Genomic DNA, 23,368 nt, shown 5'->3' with positions numbered 1-23,368 from the left:
AAAGGTGCACTCGATAAGACTCACAGGACCTCTACTGAATTGGGAGTGATGCGGGACAGTTGCTCCTAAAGGGAGGCTCTGGTTCGAAACTGGTTGGCCTGCTTTAGATCGGGAATTTCCGCCGCGAGGGATTCGATCAGGGCGGTGGCAGTGAGCTGGGGCTGCTGGGTCAAAATATCGTCCAGGATATAAGCAGCCATTGGTCCGATGCAGTGGGTGAGTTCGCGCTGGCAGTGGTCCAAAAAGGTAGACGATAGAGCGGGAGCTGCTGGCTGGGGAGCGAGGGTGACTGCGTCCGGCTGGGGTTGGGCCGTGGTTTGTTCTGGAGACGGCTGAAAGGACAACAACACCTGTAGATCGGCGAGGGCGGCTTGCGCCGAGGGATAGCGGTGACGTGGATTTTCGGATAGTAGTTTGGCGAAAATGGGACGCAGTTTAGCACTGACCTGAGAGTGCCAGCGTGGTTCCGAGTTGGTTTGCTCTAGCAGCCACAGCGGATTGCGTCCGGTCAGCAGAACCAGGGCCGTCATCCCCAAGCTGTACAGGTCACTTGACGGAAAGCACTGCCCTAGCTGCATTTGCTCTGGCGGCGCGTAGCCCGGTTTACCGATGCGAGAAGCCTGATGCAATGATTGCAAACTGCCAAGCTGCCGCGCCCAGATCTGGCTGGCGACCTCTTTGACAATGCCAAAATCAATCAGCACCGGAGGCGAGCGCCGCTGCGGCAAGATCACATTTCCAGGCGAAATATCGCGGTGGATAATATTCATGCCATGCAGATACTGCAACACCGGCAGCAAATCCTGCAGCCATTGAATTACTTCGACTTCCGAAAAGGTTTCGCCCTGCTGCTGTCGTTCTTCCAGCAACTCGAGGTATGTTTTACCGTCAATATACTCTTCTACGATAAACAACCGATTCTCCTGGGTAAACCAGGCCAAAAACTTGGGAATCTGGGGATGGCTGATCTGATAGAGCACTTTGGCTTCGCGTTCAAAGAGCTGGCGCGAACGCTGCAACACCGTCGGATTCCGATTCGCGGGCGCGAATTCCTTCAACACACACAAATCGCCAAACCGGTAGGTATCGGCAGCTAAATAGGTGCGGCCAAACCCTCCCTGCCCGATCTGGCGCTGAATCTGATAGCGGTCGTTGATCAGGGTTGGCTCTGGGGCAGGCGGCAGCGGCTGGAAGGGGGCTTCCTCTAATAAGGGCTGAGTTGGGGCGGCCAAGTGGCGCAGACGGCCACCGAGTTCTTGCCAAGTAGGTGGAATCACGGCTGGATTCTGGCAGATCACCGGCAACCACGTAGCGCAAGGATATTCGTCTTCGATGCCCTGGAGAATTTCTCGCGCTTCCCGCACGGCCAAATAGAAGGGTTCTCCTTGAGCAAAGGCAGTCAGAAACGACTTAAGAAATTCCTGCGCCACCTGATCCGGCACGGGTTCCCGCATCACAATGATCTGGGGAATATGCAGATCCTCGAGTTCGCGAGCCAGCCCCAAGCCATCGCACGAGTTGAAGATCGCTACCTGCAGCCCCCGTTCGACCACGCGCCGCAGGGCATATTTGAGCTGATCCAGGGTGAGGCTGTCGGTTTGGTTGAGGGCAATTTGGCCCCGGTTGCCGTCAGTATAGCTGTGGCCAGCGAAGAACAAAATATCCCAGTTTTGTCGCCACAGTTCCTGGGTGAGGGCTTGACGGGTCGGTTCTACTAAAAAGCTGACGGTCGCTCCCGAAAGTTGCTCCAATAGCCGCCGGTCGGTCTGGGTATCGATGCCGTTGCTGTTGCCCAGAATCGCCAGCACATTGACTCCTAGCTTATCGGGCCGGATCGCCGCCACCCGTTCGTAGATCGAAGCTCCCAGGGCAATTTCGCTTTTGGGATAGCGGTCGCAAAAATCCCACAGATGCCAGGGCAGTCGCCGCACATCCAGGTTGGGGGTTTGTACAATCATCCGCACCTGATCGGAGGGCATGAGCTGCTCCAGCAGTTTTTCCCGAATCGGACGAAATGAGGCAGCATAGAGCCAACCATTCAGGCCATCGGTGAGGGCATGAGCGGCACTCTGACAGGCTTCGCGCTTAGAAACATTCAGATGCTGGATAGTTTCCGCATCGAGCCGAAGCCGCTGGTTTAAGCTACGGTAAGCCCCAGCCCAGTCCTGATAGGCTTGATACAGCTCTGGTGCTGCCGGCAGCCGACCAATCGTTTCCACACTGGGATGCTGCCCCTCTTCACCAAACTGGAGCGCCACTGGAAATCCTTGCTCAAGACTGCCATCGCCTAACTTTAACAGGACGAGCTTACCCACAATTGCTTTGTTCTAACCATCCTTTTGCTGTATTTACTTGTTGTATCCACTTGCTGTATCTGCCTTTTGTATCTACCTTAGCGGAGATCAAATCACAAAAATCACACCATAAAATGCTCGCTCAGCACCGTATCTTGCAGCTCAATTTCTAGCCTCAGTAGTTCTCCTGGTCTGCCTCTAAACCGCAGTTGAATGTAATCATCCGCTTGACGTGTCCGGGTTTCTAACACAACCGAACCAGCTTGATCCAGTCCGACCAGTCGCAGCCCTTCTGGTAAACCTGTCCCTGCTTCAATGGGGTGGATCTGCACATAGACACTGCGCTGTTGCTCAGAGCGGGGCCGCACCTCGACGACCAGCACCAATGGGTAATCGACAGTAGCAGTACTGAGGTGAATCAGCTTGGCCCGTCGCAGAGCCTCAGACTCAGCCGGAATATCTTCTGAGGTGGTTTCCGCAGCACTGCGGAAGGCAAAGGCTGGTTCTGTGTGGAGCGAATCCAGTAGGGATTCAATCGTCTGCCAGCCGGCGGTCGCCTGTCCGATTAGCCACTGACCTAAATCGGTTGCCATGCGGTTAACGCTGGGGACCGCTTGTTGCTCCATGTGAACTCGGTCAATCAAGGCATCAAGCGAATCGAATTGATCCAGCGGCAAATGTTCCGTCGTTACGGTAGGCACAAATCCCAGCAAGGTGGCTTCTAGATTTACCGGATCAAGCCGCACGGCTACATAGCCAATCCGATCGGCCCACACTTCTGGCGGAATCAGACAAACCGGCTCGTCTAGCTCTACGGGGCGGCATTCCAAGCGACCCACACCGACCAATTCCAGATCGGCTACATTAGCGGCCAACCGTTTGAGTGGCTGCCAACTGTCACCTGCAGTCAGGTCGGTAGCGATGCCCAGCATCTGGCAATACTCTTGAACCGCATAAACCGCGAGCGTATTTTGCCGTACCTGTTCGGCTTTGGCAGGGGTGGGTTGCTGCTGTGCAAACTGATCGGCCGTTGCTCGCGCCAATTGCGTCATGGGCAGCGTAACCGTAAGCTGTTGGGGAAAAGTAGTAGTCATGGCTCTAAATATCCTTCGGCTTTGCCAAATTGACACAAACGCGGCAAACACTGACGCTGATAAAAATTGCTGAGGGTTGAGATCGGTAGCTTGAATTCTGCCGAGAGGTCTTTCCAGCTTACTTCAGGCGGCAGCCGACGCAGCAGCAAGACCTGACAGTTCACTTCAGGATGATTCGCAATGTGGGTACGACGCAACTCCCTAGTAACATCCCGTTCTACCCATTCTCGCACGTCTTCCAGTAATGGAGGTAAATCTGCCGGAGCTGCGAGCCGATCAATCGGGTCAGTCACTGGATCGCTGCTATCTGCCGGAACTGAACTGGCGCTGATGGTTCTGATCTGCTGCTTTTGCACCTCTAGATAAAACTGCTGCAACTGGCGTTTCAGATAAAAATTCAACCAGGTGATCAGGCTGCTGCGCTCTGGGTCGTAAGCTTCGCCTGTATTTGCTTCACAGATGTTTTGACAAAAATACATCCAGGTTTGCTGGAGCGCATCTTGGTAATAGGCGGTTGTATCTCGCCAGAGTTTGGGCTGGACTAGATTGACAATTCGGGTGAGATATTTTTGCCGTGCTGAACTACCCGGTGGGTGATGACAAGCCTGGATCACGAGCTGGTGGAGCTGTGCTCGCAACCCTTCGCGTCCCTTCCCTCCACTATTTTCTAGGGGGCTATCAGACGAACTATCGGACCTCATTTGGCAACTCATAATTTCGCAACCCGTATCAGTAATTCAGCCATTGCTCACTCAAACAGCGGCCTATTCTGCATCATTCAACGACTGCAATCGCAATTAAGGCCGTCTTTCGTAAAGTTTTGTGAATAACGAGGTAAAACTTCTGCTTGGCTCTAATAGCTCTATAGCGGTGAACGAACTCTCTCTGAAATGTAAACCGACTCTCACAAGTAACATTCTATAAATCTTAAGGAGAACAACCAATGAAATCGAATCGAATCGCTCGCGTAACTGCTACTGTAATCGGATTTGCACTACTAACAGTAATGGCTGCCGATCCTGCCTTCGCCTCTCACAGACGCCATCACGGTCATCATGGTCATCATGGTCATCACGGTCATCATGGTCATCACGGTCATCACGGCTGCCACAGATACCGCTGAATCATCAATCCGTGAACGCAAAGTTGGATGGGGTTGTCAGGTGTCATTGGTCTCTAGTTGTGAATTGCTAATTACAAGCAATGCCTAGTTCTAGCTATACCTGCAAGTTCATTGTCCGTAACCACCTGTAACCAATCAGCAACGACTCGTGATAACCCTCATTCCCGTGTTCACGCAATTACTCGAATTGTCAGTTTTTAGCTCAAGAACGGTCACTTTTCTACTACAAGGAGAACAACAATGGGAACTTATGTTGGTAATGATTCAAATAACGTGAAAACCGCCACAATGGAATGGAACGATGGAGATTGGTGGAATCCGTTTGATGGCTATTATGAATGGCGCTCCTGGACGATGGTGGGCAAAGGCGGCAGCGATCAGTTAACCGGCGGTGCAAAAAATGATTACATCTACGGTGACTATAAACTGGGTGGCTATTCAACTACTGGCATTCCGGGCAATGATGTGCTAACTGGACGTGGGGGCGATGATTATCTCTATGGTGAAGAGGGCAACGATACCCTCTACGGCGATTTTGCCTTCGGTAGCGGTACTGGTGCTGGCAACGATTATCTCAACGGCGGCAGTGGAAATGATATTCTTTACGGTGAAGCCGGCAACGACACACTTGTAGGTGGCTACGGTGATGATTACCAAGATGGAGGAGCTGGCAACGACGCACTTTACGGTGAATCAGGAAATGACAGCTTAGTAGGCGGCTCCGGCAACGATTACATCAACAGCGGCGATGGTAACGATAACCTTTTTGGTGGATCGGGAAATGACACATTAGTAGGTGGCTATGGTAACGATTACCTAGACGGGTACGGCAACACGCTATACGAGAAAGATCAACTTATAGGCGGGTATGGGGCTGATCGATTTGCGCTTGGCTCTAGCACCAATGTGTATTACAAAGGAGATGGCACCAATGGCTATGCTACGATTCAAGACTTTGTATTTGGCGATAAAATTCAGGTTAAAGGTGCACTGAATGGTTATACCCTAGAGAAGAACTATGACTGGGGTGTTGGCACTTCGGCCAAAGATACGGCCATCTTCCAGAGCGGCGACCTGATTGGCGTGGTGCAAGACAATACCAGCATTCAGCTCAATTCGTCCTATTTCACGACGCTTTAATTCGAACTCTGCAAAATTGAGCAAAGGCATATAGGCATGTAAGCAGGTAATACAAATTAGGTCACTTAAGGGGTCAAGACTAGTCTGGCCCCTTTCTGCTGATCTCGCTCCACAAGCTGGATTATGCGACTTCCTCCACCCGGCCCGAATGCATCACCACTGGCGTCAAATGACCACCAGCGCTTCTAGCAGCCCGTAATAGGTCGGAGATTCAATCGCTACCGTATCGCCGGGTTGGGTGACAGCTCGCAGAGCTAAAAACACCGACTCGAATGTACCGTTCGTGGTGACAATTTCATCCGGCGTAATCGAGCAGCCCGCATCCATCAGGCGACGGGCCACTTCATGCCGCAGGGGTTCACAGCCAGGAGGCACATCATACTCGTGGGCAAAAACTTGATGCTGCCGCAGAATCTGTCCGGTGAGACGGTTCAACGCCGCAATTGGCAACAGTTCCATGCTCGGTACAGCAGCCCCTAGCTTGACCGTTTGGGAATCGCGAATCGAACAGATCACCTGAAATCCCAAAGAATTATCGACATGATAGGCTTTGCGAGGCGGAGTAGATTGCTGTGGTTCGCTGGGTGCCTTCAGCGTCGGTTGTTTGACGTAATAGCCCGACTGAGGCCGTGCAGCAATTAATCCCCGATCTTCCAGCAGCCGATAGGCTTCCAGCACCGTTGAGATGCTAACCGACCACTGCTCATGCAGCTTCCGCACCGAGGGCAACCGATCGCCGACTTGTAATGTACCTTCGGCAATCAAGCGCTGTATCCGGTCGGCCACCTGTTCGTACAGGTTCTTATCGTGGGGATGATCGAGTAGTTGGATAGCCATAGGGGTGGATGGGTGGTTGGCGGAGCCGGCGCGCAGTGCATAGGGTGGATGTAATGCAGGGTGGCGATCTTTGCGGGTTAGGGTAAGGTGCAGTGGTTGCGAACCAATACAGTTATCGCCAGTCGTGACCATAACAGTTTGTCACGGCTCAACTGTTATCATAAAAATTTAGCGCAACTGCATCTGTGCAGATCAGTTTTGATCGAGGAAAATTCAAGTTATTAAAGCAGTGATGGTTGTTTAATTGATTCAATCGCCCAAGCTTGGCTCCGGCAAATGCAGAAGGGCGATCAGCTTCTTAGAAGCTCTGATAGTGGTTTAAAACATAGAGAAGATTAGTTTCTGCATTTATGTCTTTATTCATTCAACTCTATGGCTACATATTCTTCTACTAAGCTTGCAGAAGTTGTATGTCTTAGGCTACTATGTAGGGCAGTGATTTCCCGGTAGAAAATCGCAGATTAAAATTCCCTGAGATGGCTGAAAGGCTTTAAATTGCTTTATCTCAAGGTTCTACTGTCATGGTAAAACTAGACAACAAAGTTCCGTTACCCCCGACTGAAAAGTTATGGATTGATGATCCATACATGACAGAGTGTGACGCAACTATCTTGCATGCACAAGATAATATGGTCATTACCGACAGAACCATATTCTATGCTGAGTCTGGAGGACAAGTTGCTGATCAAGGATGGATCAACGACACACGTGTTGTTGATGTACAGAAGCAGCCAGGTAAAGTAATACACCTTAGCCATCCGAAGGTTATGGTACCATCAGTTCATATAGACACTGTGGTAGTTCACTTTCTTGAAGAAACATCTACTTTTTCAGTTGGACAGAAGGTCCAGATGCGTCTTGACTGGCCTTTGAGATACATTCATATGCGTTACCACAGCGCGTCCCACTTCCTTTATCATGCTGTTGCTCAAGTTTATGGAGATAATGGGAAGTCACCTTACACAGAGGGTTGCTACATATACTCTGAAAGTGCTCGGTTTGATTACGGAATCAGTTTAGATTCAAGTCTTATTCCTAGTGTTTCGCAAATTGCTAATTCCCTGATCGCAGAGGGAAAAGAAATCATTATGGAACCAGACCCAACAACGAGGGAAGTATCTTATTGGAGATATGGAGACATCATCATTCCTTGCGGTGGTACTCATGTAAAAAGTGCCGCAGAAATTGGCCCTATAAGGGTTAAGAGAAAGAAGGTTGGTAAAACTACTACTCGTATATATGCTTATCTAGAAGATTTAAAAAACTAGGAGCAAGTTTAAGATAGATGCGTTGTTCAGGTTCTACTTACTACAGTTAATTACTTAAGTGAGTAGACTAATTTGTTGCCCTATTTTTTCCTTTCTCTATAAATTTCTCTGACTACAGAAGTCTATTTTCAATTAAATAATTAGCCTCGAAACTCTACTAAAATACCCCTTTAATGCCATTGAAGTATGACAGCACTGTTATCTGCTCTTTACACATACTTCTAAGGCAATTCCACTATCTTTCAAATAGTGTTCAAATAGTGCAATCACATCAAGCCTAATCAACTGAATTTATTTAAAGGAAGTATTAGGTAGAGGACCTTGCATTATGGAATGTATTTCGAGTATCAAAAGAAGTATTTACTTTGAAATAAGTCGGATTCTCAGCTGCCACTTCGATACAGAGAATGTAGGGAATACCAATAAGGAATTTCTTATCAAAGAGGTTGCTCCATTAATACTTGGAGACTTGTTAGCCTTTTCAGTTAAAGATCCAGCAGCAAAAGGTGACTATAACTATATTCTCAACTCCTATCGGTGCTTCAAAGCTGTAATGCATTACAGAATAGCTCACGCTATTTTAAAGCACAGCATCACTCCAATATCAGCAGAAACATTAAATACCACTAACCTTTTGAGAGTTGCTCGCGCCATTTCAGAAGAAGCAAGAGTTCATACAGCAGTAGAAATACATCCAGCAGCTAAAATAGGACCAAGATTTGTCGTAGACCACGGGACAGGCACGGTGATCGGAGAAACCTGCGAAATTGGTTCAGACTGTTATATTTTACAGGGGGTTATTTTAGGCGCGTCTAAAATAGCAAATAATCCTACTAGCAAAAGACATCCTACAATAGGAAATAACGTAGAAATAGGTGCATTCAGTAGAATCATTGGACCTGTCACTATAGGCAATAATGTCTTTATTGGACCTGGATGTTTGATTAATAACGATATTCCTGGTGACACCAAAGTGTTAATTGTGAACGAATACCAGATTATTCGGTCAAGTGAAAGCGAAACGTATTCGTCACCAATTGAAATTTATAATATTGATATGGGAGTAGATACTGGAAGTATTACCATTTTGGGCAAGGGACTTAGTGACGTTTCTGTACTGTTAATTGATAAAAATCATGAAGAGATTAGTTCTATCAATTTAAGAATTATTGAACATACTGATTATAGAATTATCTGTAATGCTGAACTATTAAAAAATTCATCGACGTTTGCAAGCAAAGTTTCTCTTATGGTTAAGAAAAGGTATAGCTGCGCCAGTGTTGTTCTAGTGAATTCCCTTGCGCTACAAAAGATGATAGCTATTTTGCAAAAAGATTTTTTTTGTAGTTCTAGCTTAAGCTAATCCTTCAGCTAAGACCCGAACAAACATGTTTTTCGAGCAGGGCTTAAATTGAGTAAGTAGACCATGAAGCAAACACCTTTAATCAAAGTGTCTGAGAATATTTTTGTTAAGCTTGAACAGTTTAATCCCACAGGTAGCCATAAGTACAGAGCTGCAAAATTCATTGTGAATAGAGCGATTAAAGATGGAGAACTGGCACCTTATGGAGAAAGAAGGATAATTGAAAAAAGTGGTGGAAATCTGGGCTTAGGGCTAGCATTCGAGGCTAGAAAGAAAGGTATAGGTGTAGATTTAGTCATTGGGCTGTCATTTTCTCCCCTAAAGAGATGTTTGTGTGAGCAGTTTGGTGCTCGATTAATAGGGCAGGAGCTTTTAGAACAGGGTATGCAGCCTAAACAAATTATAAATCAGATTCTAGAACAGCATGGTGAAAAATATTTTTATACTGACCAATTCAACAATCCTGAGAATCTAAGAGCACATTACGACGAAACAGGTCCTGAGATTGTCAAACAATTAGAAGAAATGGGATTGACAAACAAAGAAATTATTCTAGTTAAAGGAGCTGGAACCGGTGCTAGTGTAACAGGTATTGGGCGAAGGTTGAAGGAAAAGCTGAACAAGGCCAAAGTTTTTCTTGTTCAACCAGATAATTGTGATATTAAACAGAGACTTTTCTGTGAGCATCATATTGAAGGAATTATGGTGGGTATTTATCCTCCTTTTCTAGAGGCTGATTTAATAGATGAGCTTATCTCAGTTACTGAACAAGAAGCTATCGAAGGGCAAAAAATGTTCGCTCAACAGACGGGACTATTTCCTGGTATCTCAAGTGGTGCCAACTTTTATGCAGCTTCATCAATAGCAAAACAATTTAAAGATTCCGTTGTCCTGACAGTATCCTATGACTATGGTGAAGGGTATTTGTTAAGAACCTTGCTAAAAGAAAAATCTTCTCTTTTGAACGTCTATATAGGGTAATTCAGATAAAGATTATTTCACTATAAGTTAAAGATTGAGTAATTCTATGAACACCTTTATTCAAATTCCAAAGCAAGCTTACTTGCTATCAATTTGTCAGGGGTTAGGTATTACAGTAGCTGTTATTGCTGTAACAGTATCCGCATTGGCAGGAGAAGAAATTTCTGGCAGCTCTTCCTTGGCTACAATCCCTTATGGTTTTCAATTTTTTGCAATCATATTAATGTCTTCTTTTCTATCCTTGTTAGCTGAAAGAATAGGTAGAAAAAAGATGTTTTTACTAGCCGCACTTATTGGCTTTTTTGCAGGAGCTTTAGCAGTTATTGCTTTAGATCAAAAGAGTTTTCTCCTCTTGATAGGAGCACATTTTTTACTAGGATTTTTTCTAACAAGTGTTAATTTATATCGATTTTCGGTATTGGAGATTACTCCAGAAGCCGCTCGCCCATACGCTATCAACCTTGTTCTCTTTGGAGGAGTTTTAGCATCATTACTGGGTCCATTTATATCTAGGAATGTGGAATCTATAGTTCCAATAGGTTTATACAAATCAATCTATGTTTCGATATGTCTTATATGTATTGTTATTATAATTCTAATCAGCTTCCTTCGTTTTTCCACAATAAATTCTAATTCGGCAAATGTCAATGAATCTGTAAATAACAATAAAATCTCAAGCTCATTATTATTTATCTTCTCAGCTACTTGTGGAGGATTATCTTATGGACTTATGAATCTTCTTATGACAGCTTCATCATTGGAAATGAAAAACCTGGGTTTTGATTTTAACTCAATTACTTGGATTATTCAAATTCATGTTTTCTCGATGTTCTTTCCTTCACTATTCTCAGGTTTTCTAATTAAGAAAATTGGTATTAAGAAGCTGATAGTTATTGGAATACTCATCCAAGTAATTTGCAATTTGATTGCTTTTCAATATTTAGATAATACTGGTTTCTTACTATCGCTGCTTTTACTAGGAATATCCTGGAATTTCCTTTATGTTGGAAGTAGTTATATTGTCGGTCAGATATTCACATCAGAAGAAAAATTTAAAGCTCAAGGTATTAATGATACGATAGTACATATATTTTCAACTTCAGGAGCAATGTTTGCAGGTTGGTTGCTTGCTTTCTTAGGATGGCAGTCCCTTAACCTATTTTCATTGTTTTTGATAACTGCTTTATTGTTGGCTTATTTATCTGTGATGAGACAGCCAAGTACATCTGGATTGCGCTAAGAAGTTGCTGAAAGGGTAATGATTTTAGCGGATAGAGGCATTGTTCGAGCCTTCAGGTGCTGACAATCTGACCTTCGTCGCAGAGTTATTCAATTTCGTCAGAGTAAGCCCACTGACAGTAGGATCTAAGGAATTGCTGAGTGGATTGCTTGCACCGATAGCGTTATCGGTCTTGGCAGTGCCCGGTGATCTTTGGTTTCCAAATTCTTCTATCTGTTTTATTCATAGAAGCTATCGGTCTAGCCTTTTGAATCAAAATGCCAAGCCGGTCAAGAAAACTGATTGTAGGTTCGACACCTGCCTCATCATGGCCGCGAGACCTAATTCGGCCATCGATAAATTCAGTGGTCGCCGGTTTACCAAAATCGTGTGCTAAAGCCCCGAGCATTACGGTTACCTGACGCGGATAATCCAGATCGTCAATAAGCCGGCGAGCCTCATCAACCACCATCAGCGTGTGCACATCAACATCGCCTTCCGGATGCCAATCGGGTTCCTGCGGGACACCGACAAGGGCCTGAAGTTCAGGAAAAAGCTGCCGAATCGCGCCCCACTCATAGAGCAGCTCCAAGCCTATTGAAGGTTCGTCCGGAAGAAGCAGCAGCTTCTCAAGCTCGCCCCAGATCCTTTCACGCGGCAGATCTGTAACATCGATCGTCTTGCAGAGTTCGGCAGTTTCGGCCTCGACCTCAAAACGAAACCTGGCTGCGAACTGAGCCGCCCGCAGCACACGCAGGCTATCTTCGGCGAACGTTTCACGCGAGACCATTCGAAGAATGCCGCGTTCAATATCGCCCTGCCCGTCAAAAGGATCGACGATCTCACCTGTCAAAGGGTCTTTCAAAATAGCGTTTATCGTAAAATCACGCCGCGAACACGCCTCATCAAAGGTCATGTCGGGATCGCCTTCAACGGCAAATCCGCGATGCCCACGGGCGGTCTTTCGTTCTCGTCGCGGCAGCGACACGTCCAGATCGTTGCCGATTTTGTAAACGGCAAAGACTTCGCCGACCGCATTGACCTCGCCAAATTCGGCGATGATCTCGCGCAGTATCTTCGGCTCGACGCCGTAAACCTCAACATCCCAATCCTTTACCGTCACGCCCATCAGCTCATCCCGAACACATCCACCGACAAGCATCGCACGCCCATCCGCGTGACGTATCGCCTTTGCCAATGTTTCGATCGTATCGGGGATCATAACGGTGCCGAATCTAGATTCTGCACCGTCAGCCAAGCTAAATCAAAACGCCCGCTAGATCTCGATCTGTTCCCCAAGCTCGACTACACGATTTGGCGGTATCGAAAAAAACGACGTCGCACTCCGTGCGTTTTTTAGCAAAAGCGAAAATAGCCGCTCACGCCAGCGGGACATCGTGGAGTATTTCGATGTAGATATGACTGTTTCACGCCCGAGGAAATACGTCGCAGTAGATGCATCAAATCTGAATTCCGACTCTGATATCGACATTAGTTCACGTGGTATATCCGGATCTTCCATATAGCCGTAATAGACCTTGATACGTGTAAATCCATTGCCGAGCGGCTCACAAATGTAGCGTTCAGTCGGGGACACGTAAGGTATCTGTCGGGTTTTGACGGTCAAAAATATAACTTTCTCGTGCAGCACCTTGTTGTGAATGAGATTGCGTATCAATGCCGGCGGAGTCTTGCTGGCATTGCCGTTCATGAATACTGCCGTCCCCGGCACACGATGGATCGCTTTGTGCTCAAATTCATATAGGAAATCCTCGAGCGGCTGCGTTTCCTCTGAGATGCGCGTCTGCAAAATGCTGCGGCCCTTTTTCCACGTGAGCATCACGGTGAATATCGCCGTTGCAAGCACGAGCGGGAACCATCCGCCGTCGGCGAGCTTGATGATATTCGCTCCAAAGAACGCGAGATCGATCACGACAAATATCGAGCACAATGCCAACGTTGGTGCCGCACGCCAATTCCAAAGCTCCCTCGCCACGACGTAGAACAGGATCGTCGTGATTACCATCGTCGAGGTTACCGCGATGCCGTATGCCGCAGCCAAATTGCTGGATGTACGAAATCCGATAACGAGCGCGATGCAGCCGATCATCAATGCCCAGTTCACAGCCGGCAAATATATCTGGCCGATTTCGCGGCTTGACGTATGCTGTATCTTTAGGCGTGGCAGAAAGCCTAATTGTACTGCCTGTCGAGTAAGCGAAAAGGCCCCTGAGATGATGGCCTGAGAAGCAATGATCGCAGCTCCTGTCGCCAGTGCGATCAGCGGATACATAGCCCACGTTGGTGCTAGATTGTAGAACGGATTCTCGGCCGTGGCCGGGTCCTCCAATAGCAGTGCTCCCTGCCCGAAATAGTTCAGCAGCAATGCCGGCAATGCGACCGTGAACCATGCCACACGTATCGGCATCCTGCCAAAATGCCCCATATCGGCATAAAGTGCCTCGCCGCCCGTCACCACTAAGAACACCGACCCCAGAATGATGAATCCGTGCCAGCCGTTGTCAATAAAGAACTGAACACCGTAATAGGGGCTCACCGCCACCAAAATGTGTGGAAAGTGCCAGATCTGAGCCGCACCCAATAAGCCTATAACCATGAACCAAACTAGCGTAAATGGCCCGAAAATCTTGCCGATACCGGCAGTTCCTCGCTTCTGGATCAGAAACAGTCCGACCAATATCGCGATAGTTATCGGCATCACGAAAGGCGACAAAGTCGGCGTCGCAACGCTCAATCCTTCCATTGCACCAAGGATTGAGATCGCCGGCGTGATCACGCCATCACCATATAGCAGCGAGGCCCCAAAGATCCCAAGTGCGATCAGCAGCCAGCGTTCAGTTCGTCCCGATGGTTTGATCGGAGTTGCTAACGCAGCAAGCGATAAAATGCCGCCCTCACCATGATTATCGGCACGCAGAACGAACACCAGATATTTGATCGAGATGATTATTACAAGTGCCCAAAATATCAACGATAGAACCCCGAGAACATTCGCCTCAGTCGCTGAGATGGCATGCGGCCCGTGGAAACATTCGCGTATTGCATAAAGCGGTGACGTGCCGATATCGCCATATACAACGCCTATAGCCCCGAGCGACAAAAGGGCCAAATAGCTGCCCTTTGGAGACTCGGGCGGCTCTGACACGTCAGAGTATGTCAGATGGACCTCGGGGTCTACGTCACCGACGATCTCGTCGATATTTTCATTAGCTTTCATAATTCCCTTTTTTGCTCACTACATTTCGCCGACACTCCCTGTCGTCGATATCGAGGAAATGTGCCCCTAACATCAATAGCGGGAACGCCGCGATCAGAGCCATCGTCACAAAACGCGGCACCCAGACACTGCCCGGTAGAAACAGACTGACGACACTTAGAAGCAATCCGGCACAAGCTGATGTTATGCCCGACATAAAGAGCGCTATCGAGGCGATTACGTATCGCGAACTGACGCTCATCGCTCCTTTCGTTGCTGGATGGTGGTCTGTTTCAGGCCTTTCGGAGAGTGAGCCCATGGATCCAGGCTACTCGTCCGACTGTAAGATTGGGGTAAAAGGTGTATAAAAAGTTCGTAAAAAGCTTAGGCAGAGGTGTTGAATCGATAACCGATCCAAGGTTCAGTAAGTATTAAGGCGGGCTTTGTAGGATCGGCCTCGATCTTTTTTCTTAGTTGGCCAACAAGGACGCGCAGATATTCGTTCTGTTCGGTAAAATTGCCGCCCCAAACGGCAGCCAAAATTGTCCGATGTGTAAGCACTTTGCCGCGATTTCGAAAGAAAAAAAGCAGAAGATCATACTCCTTGGGAGTGAGATAGACCCTGCTGCCGCGGATAATGACTTCACGGGTTGCGGGGTCTATCAAAATATCTCCTTCGATCAAGCGAGTTTCTTCATGTTCGATCGGCACCCTTCTCAGGGCAGCTCGCACACGTGCCAAAAGCTCGTCTATACCGAAAGGTTTGGTTACGTAATCGTCGGCTCCCGCGTCCAGTGCCTCGACCTTAGTCCGCTCTTCCCCTTTCACCGATAGAATTATGATCGGTGTCCGGGAAATCTTTCTGATCTGCCGACAAAGCTCGATGCCGTCCATTTCAGGCATTTGCAGGTCCGTGATTATCAGATCCGGATGCCAATCGTGAAACGTATCGAGAGCCGAGATGCCATCGGCTGAAGTACGAATGTCGAACCGGTGGGCAACGAGACTATGCCTTAGAACACGGGTGATCTGGGGTTCATCGTCCACGACCAATATCTTATGAGTTTCGCTCATACTTTTTCTTCAATACGGGCACCGTCAAGGTTACTTTCGCCCCGCCGCCTTTCGCTTCTCCGATCTCGACCTCGCCGTTCTGAGCTTCAACGATCCCACGAACGATGGCGAGGCCCAGCCCATGCCCATCCACTCGCCCGCCACCGGATCTATAAAATTTCTCAAAAACTTTTTCTCTCAATGCCACCGGTATGCCACCGCCTTGATCCTCGACGCTAATTTTGACCGCGTCCCCGTCAGCTCCAGCAGACACAGTTACGGTCGAACCGACGGGCGAGTACTTAACTGCATTTTCGACAAGATTATACAACGCCTCCGCCATCGAGCGAGGCTCGGCCGCGACCCCAGGTAATCCGCCCTCTACATTTACGACCAATCGGTGGCCAGCAAGTATAGATTCAGCTCGTACTACACCGGACCATATGATCTCATCGACACTCGATCCTTCCGATATGCCGCCCGCAGTATTAGCCTCAACGCGTGCGACATGGATCATGCCTTCGATAAAGGTATTCAATCTATCTGTCTCTTCGTTTATGATCTCAAGAAATTCTTGGCGGCCCTCGCTATTCAATTCGATCGTTCGGTGTCCGCCTTCGCTTTCTAACAATGTTGTCACAGACGCCTTTATCGAGGTAAGGGGTGTCCGGAGATCGTGACTGACCGCATCCAACATCGCCGATTTCAGCTTTTCGCTGCGCCGAAGAGCCTCAGCCTCGGCTGCTGTCTCAAACGCGTTCTGAAGTTCGTCGTAGAGCCGTTCGGCTTCTCTTTTGCGCCGTTCTGCGTATGCAGACAGTTCTCCGGCAATTATGGCGGTTATTGTGAATCCGGCCCATGCGACCAGATTTTGAGGGTCGGCGATATGCCACGTCATTACAGGCGGGACAAATAGAAAATTAAAACTCAACATTGCCGCAAACGACGTAACAAGAGCCGGATTGCGTCCAAAAAAGGTTGCAGACGCTAACACGACCAAAAGCAATGCCAGAGCAACCGTCGTCAAATTTATGTGCGGCTCAAACGCCGACAAGATCGCCGCCACGACACAAACTGCGAACGTCGAGAGAGCGTACCGAGCGAGCTTGGACCTCACGATCTTGTCCACTTATGACCTCTGCGGCTTAGCCGATTTTACCGTTCACGATCGACATTATCTCGCTCTCTGCTTCGATCGCCCTCCTTTCGATCTCAGCTCCGCGAGCGATGATGTCATTTGCAAACGCGCGCTCTTTGAGGCCTGCCGCGTTTATCTTCACGTTCAGATATGCTCCCATCACCGCCGACCGCGCACACAACGCACCGACGCCTGCATCCGAGACCGAGTTCGGATTGCCCTGCTCCGCCATCGCCTTGATGACTTCGAACGAATCGAAAGCTCGCTGCATCGTTCGGAACGGAACTTCGGTCGCGTATTTCGTGGCCTCCTGAATTGCGGCGGAGCGGGCTGCTTTTTCCTCTTCGGTTCCTTTCGCCAGGCCGAATGCATCCATCACGCGGTTAAACGCAGCCGTGTCCTCATCGACCAGAGCGAGCAGGTCGTCCTTGATCTGCTGAGCTTTGACCGCCCAATCGGAGAACTCTTCCCAACGCTCGTCCCAGCCTGCTTTGTGCGATGAAAGATTCGCGACCATGGCAGCCAGAGCCGCCCCGAGCGCACCCAAATACGCCGATATCGAGCCGCCGCCGGGAGCCGGCGATTCCGACGCGGTCTCGTCCGCAAAGCCACGGCACGTCATATCGACAAGGCTCGCTCTGCGTCATTTGCGGGACCTCAGTTACGAAGAGATGGTTGAGGTTACCGGACTTCCGTTAGGGACGGTCAAGAACAGGCTTTTCCGTGCACGCGAGATGATGCGAAAACTTCTTGTCGAACGCGGCATTACTAGAAACTGAGCCCTTCGCTTCCGATTCGATCCTATAGGTCGATAATGAAGCATTCAACAGCAAAAAAAGGCCAAAGTTGTTTAGGCGTTGAGCTGCAAAGTTATCTTGATGGCGAGCTTACCAAGTCGGAAGAGAATCTTATTGAAGAACACCTTTCGTCATGTAAGAGTTGTAGGTTGCTCCTAAATACAGAAAAGCAACTCATCCTGGCATTAGAGAACGCCTTTCAGAAAGATCAAGATACTTTTTTGCCAAAGGATTTTGCCCGGACGGTTTCTGCTGTGGCTGTTAATGACATTCACGGGTTGCGAAGTGAAAGGGAAAGAAGTCTGGGGATTTTGATCGCCATTCTCTTGTCTTTTCTCGCAACGATCGCCGTTGTTGCATCAGGCTCAGGAGGTTTTTTTGTCGTTGATAGGGGGTTGGCACTATCTGCAGCCGTTTTCCACACCCTTTATCTCATAGCATCCGGGATGGTGGCAATTATCCGCCCTCTTTCTTCGCATCTGCTCACCACGGGTTCGGTGTGGTTTGCCGCGGCAGTTTTCTTCTCAATGATAATGCTTTTGTTCGCCAGACTGTTTTGCGGACGTCGTAAAGGATCTGCTTAAGGAAGGATCAAGAGATCATTATGCAGGCCCCATCCACTTCATTATTCAGCAAGCTCTCCGTTATTTTGCTTAGTCTTTCAGTGATCCTGCTGCTTTGCTCTCTAGCTGTCTCAGCTCGCAACAGCCAAATGTCCACTTCAGAGGATGGCAGTACCCTTATAATCGATGATGCTCCTGAGATGCAGGTCATTGCAGTCGCAAAGACAGTTGTAGTTCGCGGCCGAGCAAAAGAGGTGTTTTCGTGGGGCGGAGATGTTTATATTGAAGGTCAGGTTCATGGTGATGTTGCCTCGATCGGCGGCAACGTCATTCAGCGGGGAGAAGGTTACATAGGTGGGGACGTGATAGTGCTTGGTGGAACCTATAAGCCTGACAGTGCGTTCCCGCTCCGCGAAAGCGGCAAGGAAACAGTTATTTTCGGGGTCTTCGAAAGTGAATTGCGTGAATTTGCTCAGAACCCTTCTCAGATATTTTCACCTGCCTTGACCTGGGCATTCTTTGCCCAAAGGCTACTTTCTATTTTGTTTTGGTTTATTGTTACGTGGCTGGTTGCCTCTATCGCTCCCGGAGCTGTCGGGCGGGCGGTGGCCCGATTTCAGTTGTCTCCTCTGAAGGTGCTGGGCCTCGGGCTGATCGGGTTTGTTCTAACAACTGTCGGCTCAGTCGTAATAATGAGCTTTTTGCCGGAGTATCTTTCGGTTCTTGTTCTTTTAATGTCTTTTGCTCTGCTAATGTTGAGTTATGGCTTTGGCCGGATCGCCCTTCAGGTTAGCGCAGGGAGGTATCTTCAAAGACATTTTCTCGGAGAGGGAAGACACTCCGAAAGCATTGCGATATTGATTGGCGTAATTCTCTGGGCGATCCTTCTTTCAATACCCTTTCTTTGGACTTTGGGGGTCGTTGTCCTTTTTGCGGCCGGTATCGGACTATTGTTTACCTCACGCCCAACCGGAACGCGAAATGGGGCTTAACGTAAGAGCCTCAAGGTCTTACAAATCTTTACAATAAAATAAAAACCAGATTGCATCCAAATACGTCATAATCTACGTATGTGATTGCAGAATAGCGATCACCACTTAATCGTAGATCATTTTTAAGACACGTTAAATCAAAATGATGATTTCAAGATCATTTGCGTTAATTGCACTATTCATTTTTGCAGTATCGGTTGGAGCTCAGGAAGCAATAAAGCCTGTTGCACTTACTGGCGAGGTTGTGTCTATCACAGATTCCTCCATCGGCTTCAAGACCAACGAGGGCTTGGTCGAGGTTAAATTGACCGAGAAGACAGAGTTCAAGCGGGTGCCACCCGAGAACCCATCGCTTCGAGCTGCGGTTGATTCTTCGAAATCCGAGATAGGCGAAGGTGACAAGCTAGTTGTAACGGGCGTTCTTTCTGAAGATAAGAAGACACTTCCCGCCCGGGCGGTTTATCTGATGACGAAAGCAGACATCGCTCAGGCTAAACAAGCCGAAGCCCAGAGATGGGCAGCTCGTGGCATGTCTGGTCGAGTCGCTTCGGTCAACAAAGATACCGGACAGCTTACCGTCGAAGTGCGTGGGCTTGTGGGCTCGCAGTCTGTAACCGTTACACCAAAACCGGGAGCGAAGTTCCTCAGGTATCGGCCTGATTCTGTCCAATATAGCGACGCCTTGGCCAGCAAGATCGAGGATATCCAAGCAGGCGATATGATCAGAGTTCTCGGCGACCGAAGCTCAGATGGTCTTAGCTTTGCCGCCGAAGAACTCGTCTCAGGAGCCTTTCGTACCGTTGCCGGAACCATCAAGTCCGTGAATCTTGAAACCAACGAGATATTAATTACCGACCTAGGAACCGAAACTGATGTTACCGTCAAGATCGGCCGCAACTCGGCAATGAAGCGTTTTCCTGAAGAAATGGCTATGCGGATGGCGGCATTTGGCGGCCAGTCGGGAGCCGGTGGTCCGCAACAGGGACAGGGCGGCCAGGGTATGGGACGGCCCGCAGGTCCTCCGACTGGCGTACAGCCAGGTGGCCAGACAGGAGGTCAGCCAGGGCCCATGGGCGCTGGGCGGCCGGGCATGGCAAATGGTACGCGGGGTGGTATCGACGATATGTTCGAGAGATTCCCGACAATAGCTCTTGCCGACCTCAAGGCCGGCGATATGATAGCCGTTTCTAGCTCGCGTAATGGAAATGGCAGCGGCATCACGGCTATAAAACTTCTTGCGGGAGTAGAACCATTCGTCAGAGCGGCGCAAATGCAGCAAGCTGCATCCGGAGGTCGCGGACGAGGCGGTGCCGGTCTTGGCAATTTTACGATTCCCGGTTTAGACGGGTTTGATTTTCCATAAATTTATACCTACGGGCCGGCAGGTCTTTAGCCGGTAACCGTTTCAGACTATTAATAAAAATTAGGCGGATCGATATGAAATTCATTAATCGGATCATACTTCTTTCCCTGATCTCGCTGTCACTCAGCTTTCCGACATTCGCTCAGCAAACGGGAAGCATCACCGGACAGGTTCAGGATTCTCTTGGAGCGGTGATCGTTGGGGCAACCATTACCATTGTTTCCCCGACCGGACAGCAGAGAACTGCAACAAGCAATCAACGCGGGGAATTTTCTGCAACAGGATTGGCTCCCGGGAATTATACCGTTAAAGTATTTGCTACAAATTTTGCACTTTATGAGAACACCGAGGTCCAGATAACCGCGGGTCAGCGCACCGAACTTTTCGTCTTGCTAACGGTTGAGGCTGTTACCGAACAGGTAGATGTCGAGACGGATAATTCTGTATCGACAGACCCCGAAAATAATCTCGGTGCCACTGTGCTTCGTGGCTCAGACATAGACGCATTACCGGATGATCCCGACGAGCTCGAAGCTGCGTTGCAAGCACTCGCAGGACCTTCAGCCGGTCCGAACGGAGGCCAGATCTACATTGATGGGTTTACAGGCGGACGACTTCCGCCTCGTGAAGCGATACGTGAGATCCGCATAAACCAGAATCCATTCTCAGCTGAATACGACAGGCTGGGCTTCGGACGTATTGAGATCCTTACCCGTCCTGGATCAGATCGTTTCCGTGGGAACGCATTCTTTAATTTCAACGATGCTCGCTTGAATTCGCGAAATCCGTTTGTTGCGACGCGTGCTCCAAGCCAGACCCGATTTTTCGGTGGCAATATTTCGGGGCCCGTTCAAAAAGGCAAGTCGTCCTTCTTTATGGACATCAACAACCGTGATCAGGACAACAACACGGTTTTGAATGCCCGAATACTTGATGCAAACCTAAATACGGTTCCGGTAACTCAAGACATTAAAGTTCCAAGTAAGAGATTTTCTATTGGACCTCGGTTCGATTACGCGATCGACCAGAACAATACCCTAGTTGCCCGCTACAACTTTTCAAGGTTCACATCTGAGAATCAGGGAGTTGGTGGAATCTCGTTGCTTTCCAGAGCATTCACGACCGAAACAACGAACCACGAATTCCGTTTAACGGAAACGATGATCATCAATCCGAAGACGGTCAATGAGACGCGTTTTGAATACAGCTGGAGTGACCGCGAACAGTTGGGTGATAATTCTATCCCGACAGTAAGCGTTGCAGAGGCATTTTCCGGCGGCGGATCGCAGATAGGACAGAGTTTCAATAAACAGCGTTCGATAGAGATCCAAAATTTCACAACGACGACATTAGGAAAAGCTTCGAATCACTCGATCAAGTTTGGTGGCAGACTTCGTTATAATAATATTACGGACCGCTCAGAGAATAATTTTAGCGGTAACTTCACGTTCATCAATCTCGAGAACTATCGGCAGACGATCTTGGGTAATAGCTATCCGTCTCAGTTTTCTATAACCGTTGGTAATCCGCAGCAAAAAGTGACTAGGACCGATGTCGGACTCTTTATTACTGATGATTGGCGCGTAAATCCGGGTTTGACCTTGAGCTTTGGTTTGCGTTACGAGAATCAGACCAATATTAGCGACAATTTCAACTTTGCTCCGAGGCTTTCGTTTGCGTGGTCCCCCGGAGCCGGTGGTGCACGTGCACCGAAGACGGTCTTCCGTGGAGGTTTTGGGATATTCTATGACCGTTTTAGCGAGAATCTGACGCTTCAGGCTCTTCGCTTCAATGGCCTTGAGCAGACAAATCTTATCGTAAACAGTTTGGATCCGGATCCGGATCGTCGTGCGGCAGCGGTCGCCCTGCTTCAACAGGCTGTGTTTACCCTAAACGGTGTGACAAACGTTCCGACAGCAGACCAGATCCTTGCAGCATTGCCGCAGTCGAACACTATTAGGACCATTTCACCGGATATGCGTTCGCCTTACACGATGCAGATCGCATTGGGAATGGAGCGTCAACTTCCAATGAGGACGAACCTTTCCGTATTTTACATCGGGGCGCGGACCAATCACGTACTTCGGACGAGGAACGTTAATGCTCCTGTTTGTGCGTCACCAGTCGATTGTCTGAATGCTATTCGCCCGATACCAGATGCAGGTAACATTTACCAGTATGAATCGAGTGGTATTTCGAATCAGAATCAGATGATCATCAATTTCCGGACGAATTTTAATCCACGAGTGTCACTGTTCGGAAATTACAGACTTGGTTTTGCCAATAGTGATGCGGATGGAGCGGGTAGTTTTCCGGCATACAGCTATGACTTGAGCGACGAATACGGAAGGTCGAGCTTTGATATTCGCCATAATTTCTTCATTGGCGGTAATATAAACTTGCCGTGGCAGATATCGCTGAATCCGTTCATAAATATGAATTCTGGACGGCCGTTCAACATCATACGAGGTTTTGACAGCAATGCTGACTCGCTGTTTACCGAACGGCCTACTTTCGGAGAGCTTGCCGCACGATGTGCTCAGCTTGGGCTCACCAATTCGTTCTGCGATATCGGCGGAAAAGATCCGAATGCGATCATTCCGCGAAACTATGGAAACGGACCGAAATTCTTCAGCGTCAATATGCGTCTGAGCAAGAATTTTGGATTCGGAAAGACTGCTGAACCCGCTGCAGGCTTCTAGAGCAAATGCCGCTTGCGCCTGGTCCAATTCTGCTAGTGTTCAATAAGGTTGATCAAGTTGGCGGAGAAACTTTGCAATTTGCGCAAGACGAGTTTCCTCAGGCTGCCTTCATTTCAGCTACAGACCGCTTGGGCTTAGAAACATTGCGTCAGCGCTTAGTACAACTTGTTCAGTATGCGGTTCAGGCTAGATAAGTGCCATTCTTGCCGAGATCTTGCTAAAGC

21 protein-coding genes are annotated in these 23,368 nt (G+C 48.5%); 10 read left to right on the top strand and 11 right to left on the bottom strand.

Annotated features, from left to right (window positions below; translation table 11 throughout):
• Nucleotides 1–65: 65 nt before the first annotated feature.
• From JVX88_RS09720 to JVX88_RS09705, 4 genes are all read right to left on the bottom strand, one after another.
• Nucleotides 66–2,315 (bottom strand): protein kinase domain-containing protein, encoded by a 2,250-nt coding sequence (locus JVX88_RS09720; RefSeq protein WP_211627132.1) that lies wholly within the window; start codon nucleotides 2,313–2,315, stop codon nucleotides 66–68.
• A gap of 101 nt (nucleotides 2,316–2,416) precedes the next feature.
• Nucleotides 2,417–3,388: a DUF1822 family protein gene (locus tag JVX88_RS09715; protein ID WP_211627131.1), complete on the bottom strand. Its 972-nt coding sequence runs from the start codon at nucleotides 3,386–3,388 to the stop codon at nucleotides 2,417–2,419.
• A complete protein-coding gene (locus JVX88_RS09710) occupies nucleotides 3,385–4,089 on the bottom strand; it encodes a sigma-70 family RNA polymerase sigma factor (RefSeq protein WP_225931372.1) in 705 nt (234 codons plus the stop codon). Before JVX88_RS09710 ends, JVX88_RS09715 begins: the two co-directional genes overlap by 4 nt.
• Before the next feature lie 296 nt (nucleotides 4,090–4,385).
• Nucleotides 4,386–4,532: a hypothetical protein gene (locus JVX88_RS09705; protein WP_211627130.1), complete on the bottom strand. Its 147-nt coding sequence runs from the start codon at nucleotides 4,530–4,532 to the stop codon at nucleotides 4,386–4,388.
• Between the two features lie 219 nt (nucleotides 4,533–4,751).
• On the opposite strand from JVX88_RS09705, the gene JVX88_RS09700 reads away from it, so the two are divergent.
• Nucleotides 4,752–5,651 carry a calcium-binding protein gene (locus tag JVX88_RS09700; protein WP_211627129.1) on the top strand — a complete coding sequence of 300 codons (900 nt, stop codon included), beginning with the start codon at nucleotides 4,752–4,754 and terminating at the stop codon, nucleotides 5,649–5,651.
• A 165-nt stretch (nucleotides 5,652–5,816) separates the two neighbouring features.
• On the opposite strand, the gene JVX88_RS09695 is transcribed toward JVX88_RS09700, so the two are convergent.
• Nucleotides 5,817–6,488 carry a PLP-dependent aminotransferase family protein gene (locus JVX88_RS09695; RefSeq protein ID WP_211627128.1) on the bottom strand — a complete coding sequence of 224 codons (672 nt, stop codon included), beginning with the start codon at nucleotides 6,486–6,488 and terminating at the stop codon, nucleotides 5,817–5,819.
• Nucleotides 6,489–7,009: 521 nt separating this feature from the next.
• On the opposite strand from JVX88_RS09695, the gene JVX88_RS09690 reads away from it, so the two are divergent.
• The 4 genes from JVX88_RS09690 (at nucleotide 7,010) to JVX88_RS09675 (ending at nucleotide 11,340) form a co-directional block, all read left to right on the top strand.
• Entirely contained in the window at nucleotides 7,010–7,756 is a 747-nt protein-coding gene (locus tag JVX88_RS09690) for an alanine--tRNA ligase-related protein (protein ID WP_211627127.1), read from the top strand.
• A 328-nt stretch (nucleotides 7,757–8,084) separates the two neighbouring features.
• Nucleotides 8,085–9,119 carry a serine O-acetyltransferase gene (locus tag JVX88_RS09685; RefSeq protein WP_211627126.1) on the top strand — a complete coding sequence of 345 codons (1,035 nt, stop codon included), beginning with the start codon at nucleotides 8,085–8,087 and terminating at the stop codon, nucleotides 9,117–9,119.
• Nucleotides 9,120–9,182: 63 nt separating this feature from the next.
• Complete coding sequence (locus JVX88_RS09680; RefSeq protein ID WP_211627125.1) at nucleotides 9,183–10,100, top strand: PLP-dependent cysteine synthase family protein; 918 nt, start codon at nucleotides 9,183–9,185, stop codon at nucleotides 10,098–10,100.
• Between the two features lie 46 nt (nucleotides 10,101–10,146).
• On the top strand, nucleotides 10,147–11,340 hold the full coding sequence (locus tag JVX88_RS09675) for an MFS transporter (protein ID WP_211627124.1): 1,194 nt from the start codon (nucleotides 10,147–10,149) through the stop codon (nucleotides 11,338–11,340).
• A gap of 163 nt (nucleotides 11,341–11,503) precedes the next feature.
• On the opposite strand, the gene JVX88_RS09670 is transcribed toward JVX88_RS09675, so the two are convergent.
• The 6 genes from JVX88_RS09670 to JVX88_RS09645 form a co-directional block, all read right to left on the bottom strand.
• Nucleotides 11,504–12,577 (bottom strand): hypothetical protein, encoded by a 1,074-nt coding sequence (locus JVX88_RS09670; RefSeq protein WP_211627123.1) that lies wholly within the window; start codon nucleotides 12,575–12,577, stop codon nucleotides 11,504–11,506.
• 18 nt (nucleotides 12,578–12,595) lie between these two features.
• The gene (locus tag JVX88_RS09665) at nucleotides 12,596–14,557 is read right to left on the bottom strand and encodes a potassium transporter Kup (RefSeq protein ID WP_211627122.1); all 1,962 of its coding nucleotides are present in this window, start codon (nucleotides 14,555–14,557) and stop codon (nucleotides 12,596–12,598) included.
• Nucleotides 14,547–14,798: a hypothetical protein gene (locus tag JVX88_RS09660; protein WP_211627121.1), complete on the bottom strand. Its 252-nt coding sequence runs from the start codon at nucleotides 14,796–14,798 to the stop codon at nucleotides 14,547–14,549. Before JVX88_RS09660 ends, JVX88_RS09665 begins: the two co-directional genes overlap by 11 nt.
• Before the next feature lie 122 nt (nucleotides 14,799–14,920).
• A complete protein-coding gene (locus tag JVX88_RS09655) occupies nucleotides 14,921–15,610 on the bottom strand; it encodes a response regulator transcription factor (RefSeq protein ID WP_211627120.1) in 690 nt (229 codons plus the stop codon).
• Complete coding sequence (locus JVX88_RS09650; protein ID WP_211627119.1) at nucleotides 15,594–16,718, bottom strand: ATP-binding protein; 1,125 nt, start codon at nucleotides 16,716–16,718, stop codon at nucleotides 15,594–15,596. Before JVX88_RS09650 ends, JVX88_RS09655 begins: the two co-directional genes overlap by 17 nt.
• 16 nt (nucleotides 16,719–16,734) lie before the next feature.
• The gene (locus tag JVX88_RS09645; protein WP_211627118.1) at nucleotides 16,735–17,349 is read right to left on the bottom strand and encodes a cyclodeaminase/cyclohydrolase family protein; all 615 of its coding nucleotides are present in this window, start codon (nucleotides 17,347–17,349) and stop codon (nucleotides 16,735–16,737) included.
• Between JVX88_RS09645 and JVX88_RS09640 the strand changes: the two genes are divergently transcribed.
• The 5 genes from JVX88_RS09640 to JVX88_RS09620 all read left to right on the top strand — a co-directional run bounded on the left by JVX88_RS09640 (nucleotide 17,243) and on the right by JVX88_RS09620 (nucleotide 23,144).
• On the top strand, nucleotides 17,243–17,506 hold the full coding sequence (locus JVX88_RS09640; RefSeq protein ID WP_211627117.1) for a sigma factor-like helix-turn-helix DNA-binding protein: 264 nt from the start codon (nucleotides 17,243–17,245) through the stop codon (nucleotides 17,504–17,506). The genes JVX88_RS09645 and JVX88_RS09640 overlap by 107 nt on opposite strands.
• 35 nt (nucleotides 17,507–17,541) lie before the next feature.
• The gene (locus JVX88_RS09635) at nucleotides 17,542–18,108 is read left to right on the top strand and encodes a zf-HC2 domain-containing protein (protein ID WP_211627116.1); all 567 of its coding nucleotides are present in this window, start codon (nucleotides 17,542–17,544) and stop codon (nucleotides 18,106–18,108) included.
• Between the two features lie 128 nt (nucleotides 18,109–18,236).
• Entirely contained in the window at nucleotides 18,237–19,079 is an 843-nt protein-coding gene (locus JVX88_RS09630) for a hypothetical protein (protein ID WP_211627115.1), read from the top strand.
• 142 nt (nucleotides 19,080–19,221) lie between these two features.
• Entirely contained in the window at nucleotides 19,222–20,442 is a 1,221-nt protein-coding gene (locus JVX88_RS09625; RefSeq protein ID WP_211627114.1) for a hypothetical protein, read from the top strand.
• Nucleotides 20,443–20,516: 74 nt separating this feature from the next.
• Nucleotides 20,517–23,144, top strand: a complete 2,628-nt coding sequence (locus JVX88_RS09620) for a TonB-dependent receptor (protein ID WP_211627113.1) — start codon at nucleotides 20,517–20,519, stop codon at nucleotides 23,142–23,144.
• Nucleotides 23,145–23,368 lie beyond the last annotated feature (224 nt).

The organism is Leptolyngbya sp. 7M (assembly GCF_018128485.1).
The sequence above is the reverse complement of the archived record's forward strand: the minus strand, read 5'-3'. Positions and strand labels throughout refer to the sequence as shown.